The sequence below is a fragment of the Mesotoga sp. H07pep.5.4 genome (assembly GCF_003664935.1).
Classification (GTDB): domain Bacteria; phylum Thermotogota; class Thermotogae; order Petrotogales; family Kosmotogaceae; genus Mesotoga; species Mesotoga prima.
The window spans coordinates 84,944-98,055 of the sequence record NZ_JFHM01000006.1; the positions used below are offsets into that span (position 1 = coordinate 84,944).

Annotated in this window: 3 protein-coding genes; all 3 read left to right on the top strand. The window is 45.1% G+C overall.

Annotated features, from left to right (window positions below; genetic code table 11):
* Positions 1–11: 11 nt before the first annotated feature.
* On the top strand, positions 12–11,696 hold the full coding sequence (locus Y696_RS03855; protein ID WP_259459843.1) for a type II secretion system protein GspD: 11,685 nt from the start codon (positions 12–14) through the stop codon (positions 11,694–11,696).
* Positions 11,693–12,520: an AmmeMemoRadiSam system protein B gene (gene amrB, locus Y696_RS03860; protein ID WP_006492396.1), complete on the top strand. Its 828-nt coding sequence runs from the start codon at positions 11,693–11,695 to the stop codon at positions 12,518–12,520. Before Y696_RS03855 ends, amrB begins: the two co-directional genes overlap by 4 nt.
* An 86-nt stretch (positions 12,521–12,606) precedes the next feature.
* Positions 12,607–13,107 carry a hypothetical protein gene (locus Y696_RS03865; RefSeq protein ID WP_006492398.1) on the top strand — a complete coding sequence of 167 codons (501 nt, stop codon included), beginning with the start codon at positions 12,607–12,609 and terminating at the stop codon, positions 13,105–13,107.
* Positions 13,108–13,112: the final 5 nt, after the last annotated feature.

Sequence of the window (13,112 nt, forward strand, 5' to 3'; positions counted from 1 at the left end):
GGGTGATTCATGTGAGAAGAATAGCGGTCTTATTCCTGGTTCTGGGTTTCTTCTGTATCGGCTTCTCTAATCAACTGAATTCAGTCATACCTTCTATGGATGCTGAATCAGTGACGGTGACTTTGATTTTTATGAACGAAGTCACCGATTATAACATTCAGTCTAATCCTTCCAAGACAATATATTCTCTGGCGCTGGACGGAGTAAGCGGCCGTGATATGAATCTGCCGTTAAGAATGGGACCCGTTGAGGGTCTCTGGACCCGCCAGGACCCGAAGCGACTTTCAGTGAATGTCGCCTTGCTGATTCCTGCAATCGACGAGCCACAAGTCACAATCAGGGAGAACATCGTAACGCTTAGATTTTTCAGATCTAAGATTGACGTTGACATCGAGAAGTTCACAACATACGGAATGACTTTGTCAACTGCCATGACGTATCTCTTTTCCGAGGAAATGCTTGACCTTTCCTACATAATATCTCCAAGTGTGAGAGATGAGGAGGTCGTCGTCGGTTTTTCACTTGCGATGCCAGAGGACATCCTCAGAAACATTCTCACTTCTCTTGGAGACAGGGTCGCTTACTCTTATTTGACAGATGGAACCTTCTACCTCGGGACACCTGAAGAAGTACAGAGTCTGGTAAACGCGTTCTGGAAAACTTATATTGGTGTGGAGTTTAAGCTGGAGGGTGAAACCGTTTCTGAGCAGATTGAGAGATTGAGAAAGACTCTTCCCGTGAACAGTTTTATTGAGTATCTGCCAAATGAAGCTTCTCTCATGGTTTTCGGAGATCTCCAAACCCATATGAGTCTTTCTGCTGCTCTTACAACTAATACGGTTACGAAGGAATTTACCATTCCGTGGGAGATAACAGATGTGGAAGACACTCCTCTCAACTCTTATTTAGACCTCGCAAGGAAATTGAATGCAACGCTTTTTTCTGAGAGTCTGACAATAATAAGCATTCCTGAATTCAACAAACTTATTCTTTCCGGGAATGATTCTCAGGTAAATGCTCTTTATGAATATCTAGAGCTTTATAGAGAAAATGTTACATCTGAGGATCTAGATTCAAGTAAAGTAAGAAAAACAATAACGCTACCGGACAACTTCTTTCTCATCGAAGATGTGCTGAAACTAGGGAGTGTTGGCGGGTCCGGCTTGACAGAAGGCAATACTCTTGTTGGCGCCATACTGAGTATTATTCAAAGCTATGCCCCTTATGAAGAGATAGCTGTAGATAGAGCATTTGAGCCTATCGGAAAGGTAACATTCGAGTTGCCAAACTATCTAGTTCCAGTTCTAGAAAAGACTGTGGATTCTTTTTCGGGAATATCTGCGGAGGTTTCCTACACGATAGTGAATTATCACTTAACAATAGAGGAGTCTGTGAGATCTCAAGTGGAGCGAATAACTGGAGCACTAATCGAGCCCTTGGGCGAAAGAAAGGGCTACATTCTTAAAGGCTCCAGGAATTCAATAGGAACAGCAGAGTATCTCCTCTCACTTTTCACTGGGATCACTTTCGAAGATTACTCTAGCACATATCTTGAACTAAAAGCTAATGATTCCTTTGAGGAAGTCTCGGCCTTTCTCAGAACCTTCTACTCGGCACAGGGTCTTGTCCAAGATGAGTACACAGTTGAGCAGATTGCAGATAGATTGGTCTTCATGTATGCGCCTTCGGAAATAATGGAAAAGGCTATTCTTGAACTGGAACAGCACGAAAGGCAGATATACAGGGTAACAAAAGAATCCATTCTTGAAATCGCTCCCGAAATCTATTCTTCAGGTCTGGGCGAGTTACTCCAGACGATTCTCGTGGAGAATGAAACGGCAGACTTCATTCAGTCGGCAGGATTGCTGGTAGTCAGTGCTTACCCGGAGAGACTCGCCGAGATAGAAACCATTATCGAAGAGAGAATACCTAGAATCAAAGAAATGGTTGAAAATAGAATGTCTAGTCAGGAGAACAGGTTATCCCTGCAGATCGAAGCTATTCCCGGTTGGGATATTGAGAAATTCAGGACATATCTCAACGACTTTCTTGGAACTGAGCTTTTTTCAGAGATTACTCTGACCACATCGGGAAGCGGCTACATAGTCATTGCAGCGGAGTCTGTTCTGGAAGCAATTTCCGCTGAAGCTGAAAAACTTAGAGGATTTGAAGAACCTTCTTACAGACTGGAAACTTCCATTCCGTCACTTGCTCAGTTCGAGCTTCTTTTGCAGAGGCTTGGAATAGCCGTAACAATAGTTCCTGTCGACAACCAGTTCATGATTGTAGGTTCAAAAGTCAATGTCGAAAAGGCTTCCAGGCTTGTAAGACAGCTTAGCAGCGGACTACCCGTTCAAGGGGAAGTTTCGGAAAGTGAGACTGTTTACGAGTATAGATTTATAGACATTCCTTATTCGGAAGTGCAGGGAATAAGTGATCTTCTGGACAAACTAAACCTGTCAGTTGAGTTCGTCAACACGCCATCTGGAGTCGCGATTGTAGCCACTGAAGATAGGTTGAAAGAAGCGATGGTCGTGATTGATTCGATTCTTTCTAGAATCGAGACAATCGAGACGGGACCCAGAAGTTACAGTTTGATAGATATAGAGCCATCCCTAGTCGATACCCTTGACGAGATACTTTCGCTGTTAGGGTACGAAATAGATCTTGTAGAGTCACCGGCGGGAGTCATAGGGATTGGTGTAGAGGCGCAGCTCGCAAAGGCAAAGAAGATCGTCGAAGAGATTATGAATAAGGAGACATCAATACTTCCTCAGCAGGGAGACATTGAAAGCGAGAAATCATATCTGATCATTTTCTCGAAGCCTGAAGTGGAAATTGCCTCGCTCAACTCAATGATAGATGTTTTCGGTATGGATCTTGTTATCACGCCAATCTATGACAAGATTGTCGTTGTTGGAGATAGCGAGGATTTAAAGCTTTTCAACGGATTGTACGATCAGATACTTACTACCGAGAGCGTTGAAGGAGCCTTCGTATCAAGGGAGATTGCAGGGGTTCCTGGATGGGATTCCGAACGTCTTCTATCTTATCTGGGCGTAGTTCTTGGACCAGAAAAGACTGCAAATATCTCCTTCGTTCAGACGGCCAAAGGATACATAATCAGTTGCCCCGAGTCGATCGTTGAAAGAGTAGAGAACGAATTCGAGAGGCTGAGGGGAATCGAGAGTCCATCCTATTCGATAGAAAGCAAGATGCCTCAGATTGATGAAATCAATTCACTTCTTTCGAGGCTCGGCATCATTGTCGATATTCTGGAAGTCGACGACTATTTTGTAGTTGTTGGATCGGAATACAATGTTGCACGAGCAAAAGAACTCATATCGAAATTAGTTGAGGCTATCGGAGAGGACCCGGAATCTAAAGAAACTGTATTTGAGCTTTCTACAATCGAAAGCAAGGATTCGCAGGTTTTTGGTGAGATCTTCTCAAGCATTGGGATCGATGTTAGGTTGCTTGAATCCCCTTCCGGGGTCCTTGTAGTAGGTAGAGAAGAAGAGGTTTCGAAAGCAATAGAAACTTCCAAATCGATTCTCCAGAAGAGACCTTCTACGGCTTTAGCACAGGCTGTGTTTGAATTCGTGCCGGCAGCTTTCGAGGAAATAGGAGATTACTCCTTAATACTGGAGAAAATGGGCATCGATGCAGAGTTGCTTCCATCTCCGTCGGGTGTCATCGTAGTTGGATCGTCTGAAGAGGTCTCTAAAGCCAGAACGGCAGTTCAGACAATTCATGATCAGAAACAGGTATTCGATAGTACTGAAGATTCCAAGAACGTATCTACCTTCGTCCGAAGAGTTGCAGGCTGGAGCGACGAGGTATTCACCAGTTATCTCAGCGACTTCTTGGGCGAAGATTTATATTCTCGAATCTCTATTGCTCCAACAGTAAGTGGTTACATCGCCGTCGGACCCATTGATCTTCTTGAAACTATTGAAGCCGAGGTTGCGCGACTGAACGAAATTCAGGACCCCTACTTCATTGTGAAGCAGGGATTGACTCCTCTCGATCAGTTGGAACTGCTTATTGAAGCGCTAGGAATAAGAGTCGAAATTATCCCCGTTGAAGACAAATACTTGATCGTCGGAAATCATGACAGTGTTGTTCAAACGGGTGAGTTGATTGATCAGCTCATCGATGCTATATACCCAGAGGGAAAGCCCACAGAGCAGACCGCAACTTCGAAGACATTCATTTTCCTCCCGATCGAACCAGAAGATATTGCGCCACTCGAGACGGTTATGGAGAAACTCGGTATTACCTCCGAATTTGTTCAGATCTCGAATGGAGTCATTGCGGTAGGGTCGACGGAAGAGCTTTCAAGATCTCTTGATGTTGTCGAATCGGTGATGGCCCATTCTGAAAGTGTAACGGCTGAACTGGAAATGGATTACAGGTTTGTTGATGTTCTGAAGGACTCCATAGATCAGCTTCTGCCTATAATTGAACGCTTGAGTATTGGAGTTGAACTGCTTGACACTCCAGCCGGAGTAGTTGCAATCGGAGCCGAACAAGATTTGGATCGCGCGGAAGAGTTGATCGAAGCAATCAACTCTAGAGATACGAAAGAAGTTCCTCTTCAAGAGAAATATGAGAGTTATCTTCTTCTGCCTCTTTCAGCCGGGATTACAGTTGAATCACTACAACCTGCGCTAGAACTTCTAGCTTACAGAGTATTTGCGGTAAGCGTTGCAGACAAACTGATTGCAATAGGCAGCGAAGAAGACCTGCTGAAGTTCAAGGCACTTTACATGCAGCTTCAATCTCAGGAAGTAGACAGGGAAGAACGGATTTCTCTGGAAATAAAAATGATACCTGGCTGGGATCTTACTCGTTTGAATGAATATCTGAGACTCTTTCTTGGAGCCGATGAGTTTGAGAGGATTTCCATTGTTTCATCTTCCACAGGATTCGTTGCTCTTACTCCAAGAGCTCTGGCAGACGTTGTGGAGGCTGAAATATCAAGGTTGAGAGAATTCGAAGACCCTGCATTTACAGTGATTGAAAGAGTGCCTCCTGTAGATGATCTGGAAGGGCTGCTGGTTAGACTGGGAGTACTCGTTGATCTGGTAGAAATGGGTAGCTCGACGATCGTTATCGGGTCGGGGGAAGACGTAAGACAAACCGGAATAATAATAGAACAGCTTATGGAAAGTGTGAAATTCGATGTTGCTTCACCGGAAGCAATGGAATACAGCGTTCTAGACATCGCTCAAGACGACATCGAAAGCTTCAATGCAATTCTTGAAAGCCTCACGATAGATGTTTCCCTTATTTCATCGCCCTCTGGAGCCATAGCGATCGGCTCACATCAGGCAGTGGCTAGAGCAGAGACGGTTGTTGAAGATATTCTCAGCAGGAGAACGACTCCGCAGGTTTATGAACCGACATACGCCTTCACTGGGATACAAAGCGCAGATATTGCCATTTATCAGACGATTCTGGACAAACTTGATTCGGGAGTGGAGCTTCTGCCATCCGCTACTGGAGTTATCATGATCGGTGAAGGGAGCAAGGTTCAAGTAGCATTGGAGACGGTAAACGAGATTCTGGAAAGGGAAGCCGTAGCTGGTGAGGGGGTGGAGCCGGGAAGAGTTTCCAACGTTGCTGCGCTAATCCCTGGCTGGAACGATGAGAAATATGCAAGCTACTTTGCTGACTTTCTCGGCGAGGACGACTTCTCTAGAATAACTATTACACCATCTTCCAGTGGTTACATTGTTGTCGGTCCCCAGGAAGTTGTATCAAAACTAGTCAACGAGGCTTCGAGGTTGGCTGGAATTGAGGATCCCTTCTTCGTTATCGAGAATTCGCTTCCCGCAGTCGAGCAACTGGATTCACTTCTTGAACGGCTTGGATTGAAGGTAACGATTCTGCCTGTTGAAGACGAATTCCTCGTAGTTGGCAAGAAAGAGAGCGTAGAAGAGGCTGTTGAGGTAATAAGACTTCTGAGTAACGGACTGGAAGCGCCATCAAGTTCAAGAAAATATGATTTCCAAATAATGCCTGCAAGCGAGGGAGCATTTGATACTATACGGCAGGTATTAGCAGAGCTGAAAATTGAAGCAACTGCGCTTAGCTTTGGAGACAACGTCATACTTGTCGGCTATGATGAGGACCTCGAAAGTGCCGCGAAGGTCGTGAATTCTATTAATGAACGAACGGTAACTCTCGAAAAGGATGAAGAACTGAAGTATTCTTTTACGGAAATACCGAATGATAGAATAAATGAGTTTTCAGCCATTCTCGATAGTCTTGAGATGGATGTCCAGCTACTTACCTCGCCATCCGGAGTAGTATTGGTGGGGACCGAGGAAGAGTCGGCTAAAGCTAATGATGTCATATTATCAGTGCTTTCTAAGGCCGAAGAGGATGAGACGATTGAATCAAGGTTCTTCAATAATCCTGCCGGTTGGGAAGATGGAAAACTTGTTACCTACCTGAGAGGTTTCCTCGGAGAGAAGGATTGGGCAAAAGTCAGTGTGACTCCGGTTCAGTCCGGTTATCTAATAGTGGGTCCAACTGCCATACTGGACAGAATTCACTCTGAAACGGTCAGGTTATCAGGACTGGAGAAGCCACACTACGAAATAGTTGATACTGTTCCCTCGATTCAGAATCTTCAGGGCATGCTCGAAAAAATGGGACTTGCGGTAACTGTAGTTATCGTAGATGGGAGATCGATGGTCATTGGACCGGAAGATGACGTTATTCAGACTGTGAGGATTTTCAGCGAGCTTTCCGAGGGAGTTGTTTTGCCCAAGGGAGAGGAACCCGATGTATTTAACTTCGTAGAAATCCCCACCGAAGAAGTCGAAAGCTTTAGAGCAATATTCTCGAGATTAGGAATACGCGTTGATCTACTGAATGCCCCCACGGGCGTAATCGCTGTAGGTCAGGGTGAAGAAGTAGCTAAGGCCGTTGACACTATAACTTCTATACTTTCAAGGAGAGAGGTTCAGGTGGTTGATGGTGAGAAGAGCTACCTGGTAGTTGAAGTCGCGGACGGATTCGACCTGGCTGCAGCACAGTCAATTGTTTCGGCATTCAATATAAACGTCTTCCCGCTTTCGGTTGCAGGGAAGCTAGTAGTAATCGGGAGCGAGAACGAGATCATGAGGTTCGCAGAAATAAGAGAAGATATAATCAGCGAACATAGAGTAACGGTGATTGTTCCCCGCGAGGTCACTCTCGAGGAGCTTACAGGGATTGTAGATACTCTGGAAATGGAGATTTCCGTTCTAGAGATCAGGGACAGCTTCGTTGTCTACGGGAAAGAAAAAGACATCGAGCAGATCAGGGCTATTCTTTCCGAGCTTGTTTCCGAAAAACCTTCTGAGGAAGTTCGCCATTCGAGGATATTCACTGGAATCTCCCTTAGCACCGACTTCCTTAACAAGCTCCTCTCAAGTATGAACTCCTCGCTCACAATTTACGGAGAGGGAGACAAATTAGTTGCTGTAGGTACCGAAGATGATATTGAGATGTTTGAAGGTCTCTTGAAAGAGATTGGATCTGCCCCGTCTACTGAAGAACTGACGGCGCAGTTCTATCCCAGAATTGAAGGATGGACGGGAGAGACTCTCTCTGGATTCTTTGAGGCTATGAATCTGGCGGTTCAGGTATTTCACGAAAACAGTCAGGGATACCTGTTGATTGGACCGGAATCTGAGCTTTCCAAGCTGCCCGATATCATGGAGGGCCTCGAACTCAAGACGAAGAAGCTTACAACTCTCTATCCTGTTCCTTCAGGTATGACATTCGAAGAGCTGAGAGAGATACTGATTTCGGCCGGGTTCAATCTTTCCTACACAAAACTTGGACAGAGTATGTCGATTTCCGGTCTTGAAGAAGACGTTAACCTTGCAGTTGCCCTACTGGACGAAGTGATAAGAAGCAATCTTGGCAAGGGGATCTCTTATAGGCTAATCAAGCTTCCTGCAGATTTGACACTGGAAAAGTTTGAGAAAATTATGGGAGATATGGCGCTAGGCATATCCTCTGTTCAGGTAGATGGAGAAGTAATGCTAATTGGTTCCGACAGTGATTTGAGAACTGCCAATGAAATAGTTGAGTATCTCACTCCGGAAGGCACTCCTATTGAGGATGAAGTAGTCTACTCTGTGATTCCTATCAGTGAAGAGCTTTCAATGACGGAGATCGCAGCTCTGGTCGAAAAGCTTTCGCTTAATGTAGAGATCCTTCCAGTCGGTGAAGACCTATTCGTGATTGGAACTCAAAGAAACGTAGATAGCTTCAGAGAGTTAGTCAATTCCATTTCGGCGACCCTCGGGATAGAGGAAGTACAAAGCCCCGAATACACAATCGTTGAGTTCGTTGAAGAGATCTCAGTGGATCAGTTCAGAGAATTGCTAGCCTCCCTCAATATCTCGGTGAAGATTGTGGAGGTCGGAGATTATCTCGTTTTCATAGGTTCAGGTGAGGACAATTTGGAAGCCGCTGAGCTTTTCTCCAGATTTGAGACGAAGAATACAGAACCGGAATCTGAGGAGATTGAGTTCGAAGCTCTTTCCTTCCCTAAGGGGTTTGACATAAACTCTCTCACAACTGTTTTCGAAAAGCTCGATCTAAGAGTCGACATAAACGCCGTTAGCAACGTCCTCCTGATAATCGGAACGAGAGAATCGATAGAAAACGCAGTTACAATAATAGAAAAACTCGTTCAGGTATCGACGGGAGATTCAGGTGAAGGGAACGTCTTCAAAGTCCTTGAATCAAAGGAGGGAGTTTCTTCCGAGCTTTTGAGTCAGCTCTTCAGATTGATCGGGGTGGAGGTAGAGATTCTGGAAAGCGAAACGGTCTTTGTCTTCGTCGGAAGCGAAGCCGATGTAGAAATGGCCGTAGATGTGTATGATTCTCTTGGAGAGAGCGCCGGTGTAGACGAAGGACCGCTCTCTTACACAATAACGATTCTCCCGAAGAATCTTACTCCCAGCCAGCTCCAAACCGCCTTCACATCGATTCAGATACCTGTAGGTGTAATCGAGGCAGGTGACTATGCAATAATAGTCGGGACGAAAGCGTCACTTGCTAGAGCGCAAGAGCTGATTTCCTCTCTCCGTATAGGAATCGATGCGAGCGGGACTTCTGCCGACGGTTCCGTCTCTTACATAACCTTTGCGCTGCCCGAGGGCACGGAGATCAACCAGTTCGAATCAATTGCCGGTTTGATGGAGCTTAAACTGAAATTCGAGCCTGTTGGAGAGAGAGTCTTTATGATTGGGACGGCTGAAGACATAGGTGAATTCGAACAGGTTCTCAGTGGTTTGGTTAACGAAAGATCGGGAATCGTCAACGAGTTCAGATTTGTGAAGAAACTATCCGGTGTCGATGCAGAGACACTGAAGACTTATTTGTTAGCAAAAGAGATTGAGCTTTCGGGGGTTTTTGATGTGAGTGGAGGATACCTCCTGATAGGAAGCGCAGACTCATTGGACGGTGCACAAAGCATAATCGACTACTTGCTGGATAACCAGCAGGTGCATTTCGCATACATCGATCTACCTGCAAGCATAACTCCTGAGATCCTCCAGACGATCGCTAATGAACTTCTACTTGAGATCTCATTTGCTCAGATAACGCCAACGAGGTATTTATTTGTCGGAAATATGGAGGATGTAGAAAGTTTCAGGGACATACTTGCCAAAGCGGTGACAGAGGATACTAAATTCCTGTCTTATTCAATTGTAGTCGTAGGGCAAGCCTTTAATGACGATTTGTCAAGAGTATATGGCCCTGAAGGCAGTGAAAGGTCTGGAATGGATGATCTGAAAGACGCACTGGAGAGCATTGGAGTATCGGTTTTCATAGGCAAGTTCGATAATAGGCTTCTAGTGGTTGGAGAAAGCGTACATGTCGATCTTGCAAGACAGTTGATAACGGAGTTGAATCAGACCATTGGTAGCACTGAAGGAACTGAAAAGGTAAGGATCGAAGATCTTCCACCTGTCAGCGGTTGGAGTATAGAACAGATAACGCAGTTCCTGGAGGCTGCAGAGATTCAATTGAGATCGATTATCGAATACTCTGGAAGGCTTATCGGAATAGGAACGCAGGTGGGTCTGGAAAATGCGAGAGAGGCTTTGAGTATACTTGCAGTTGATTCGAAGAGAGAGTCGGTGAGAGTCGAAAAGAGCTTTGTTTCAGATAATCAGCTTCAGGAGATAATCTCAAAGCTCAGTCTTGAAGTTGATTACATCGACCTTGACAGACAGTGGTTACTTATCGGCGATCCCGAGTCGCTGATGATAATTACTAGGACGATTGAAGAGGCTGCCGCCGATAGAGAGATCTCGAGATATATTACCGATCTGACCGTCAATCCGCAAGAACTTGCAGATCTTTTGAGAGAGTCAATCGAAGGAATCACCGTTCAGACCTTCGCAGATCTCCAGATGCTGCTTATCAAGTCAAAGAGTTCGGCCCTGCTAGACGCAGCCGAAGAGATGGTAAGAGACGTTCAGGAGTCTAGAAAGGCGATCGATCCTCTCGAGAAAGGCGTTGTTGTTAAAGATTCGATGGTGAGCATAAGGGTGACTGATCAAGATCTGGAAGCTCTTCTGAGAACTGTTTCTGAAAAACTGGGAATATCGCTTCTTTTCGTTGACAAAATCGTCGAGAATATCACTATGTCGATAGAAGACCTCAGCTGGGATAAACTGGTCAAGGTGATCAATGCAACGAAGCCAGTCGAAATAGTCAGAATCGATGATATTTATGCTGTAACCAAGAAGGAGCAGAAAGCCGGAGAGGAACCGACGGATGTCGAGCTCGTCTACCGCGTCTATCACAATGTCGAAGAGTTAACTAGACTCATTGAGTTCTATGGGGGAGAAGTCCTTTCCGATCCCGTAAACGGTTATATAGTCGTCAGAGGGCTTGCAAAGTCTAGAGTGGACAACATCTTCGATGAAATCGGTTCAGCCCTTTCACAGCCGAAGAAGCAGGTGAGAATAGAAACAAGGCTTGTTGATGAGTCCCTGATTGACGAAATACAGCGAGAGATCAAAACTTCTATCGGAATCAACGCTCCCGAGATCCTCATCGAAAACGGTTCCATTGATCTTGATTTTGGCATTATCGATTATCTAGATATCACACAGCTGATCGATGATCTTGTGAATACCGGAACTATGAAGATAGAGGGTGATCTCAGCGATAGTGACAACGATTCTGACCTTATATCAAGTCCTTCTATAGTTTCGATGAGTGGTGAAGAAGCCAAGATTCACATTGGAGATACGATTCCTTACCTCGTGCGCACAATTGAGTATGTCGATGGTAACCCAGTGGAGATAGAGACTATTGAATACCTGAATACAGGGGTGGAGCTGAGAATAACTCCTACGGTAAATGATGATGGGAAGATACTCCTTGATCTTTTCATTAAGGTAAGCGAACCGGAGAAATACGTTGACGGGACTAGAACTCTTTATGGTGAGAAGACTAGAGAGGCAAACAGCAGGCTGATTATTTCAGACGGAAACACACTGACAATTGGAGGTCTTGTTGCAAATAAGGATACCGTTACGGTCAACAAGATGCCTTTCCTTAGTGATCTGCCTTTTATCGGAAAGCTGTTCACCACCGAGAACAAGACCTCTGATAAGAGAGAACTGGTTATCTTCATCACAGCGGAGGTGGTTGAGCCTTGATAAGGAGACCCGTTGTTAGCGGTAAGTTCTACGCTGATAACGAAGAGGAACTCAAAAGTCAGATAAGGAACTGTTTTTTCCATCCTGTTGGACCGGGAAGTCTTCCACATGGCTGGGAGAAGAATCAAGGAACTATCGGTCTGATTGTGCCGCACGCCGGTTATATGGCTAGTGGTCCGGTAGCCGCATGGTCATACTGGAAGGCGGGCGCGCTCGTTAAACCATCAACGATCTTGATTGTTGGACCAAACCACACGGGCTTGGGTACGAAGCTGTCGTTGTGGCTCGAAGGGGCTTGGCAAACGCCTCTGGGTAGTGTCGAGATAGATCACGATTTTGGCAGGTCACTAATGGCTGAGTCAAATGGAATGATAATGCCAGATACTTCTGCTCATTTATATGAGCACTCTATTGAGGTCCAGCTACCATTTCTGCAGTTCCTTTACTCGGATTTTAAGATTGTTCCTTTGATAATGACGGATCAGAGAGTAGAAGTTGCTTTGAGTCTGTCGGAGATCATAAAGAAGGAGTTAATGGGGCGGAATGATGTTTTGGTGATTGCCTCTTCGGATTTGAACCACTACGAGGCCCATGAGGTAACGATGGAAAAGGACAATCAGCTTTTAAGCCTAATTTTGGATGGGAAGTACAGAGAGTCCTACGAACTGTCGCAAGAAAAGAGGATAACGGCTTGTGGTCTTGGCCCAATTGTAGCAGTGAGAAATTCTTTTGAATCGATGGAAGTGCTTTGTAGTACAACGAGCGGTGAGGTGATGGGAGACAGGTACAGGACCGTGGGATATGTTGCGGCCCTGCTCAGCTAATACTTTAAAAATGGTAAGAGAGAACACGTTGCCTTCGCAACACCACCAAATAGCATGCTATAATTTCGATGAACTGGAGGTGTCGTGTGAAGGCTGTGATTGCTTTACTGATAGTATTTCTGATGAGCTCTTTAGGTCTAGCTTCGTTAATTATAGATGGAATTCACTATTCCGGGTTTGGCTCTGAAGATAAACTGGTATATGATGGAATCAATGTGGCTTATGTATTAAGCCAGACAGGGAAGAATTCTCTTGAGCTGGGAGGTAATTTCTCCTTTGTTTCTCCAGTTTCATCAGAGGATTTCTACATAAATGGTCACTTCAATACATTGCTCAAGCTCTTTGCCGGTCTAGCATATGATTTGACAGAGGAATCGGCTGTCGGACTAAGAGTTGTTTCAAGAGCAGGTCTGATAACAACTAACGTTGATAAGTTTGGTATTTTCTTCTCGATTACTCCCATTGTATATGTTCGGGTCGGATTTCTCTCCTTCGGAGCAGCAGTCGGCCTGGAACTGGAGAAGTTCTTCGGAATGGAAACACTTCCAGTTTTTCACGCAGGTGGAGAGATTAGTTACCGCTTCTAGCGGAG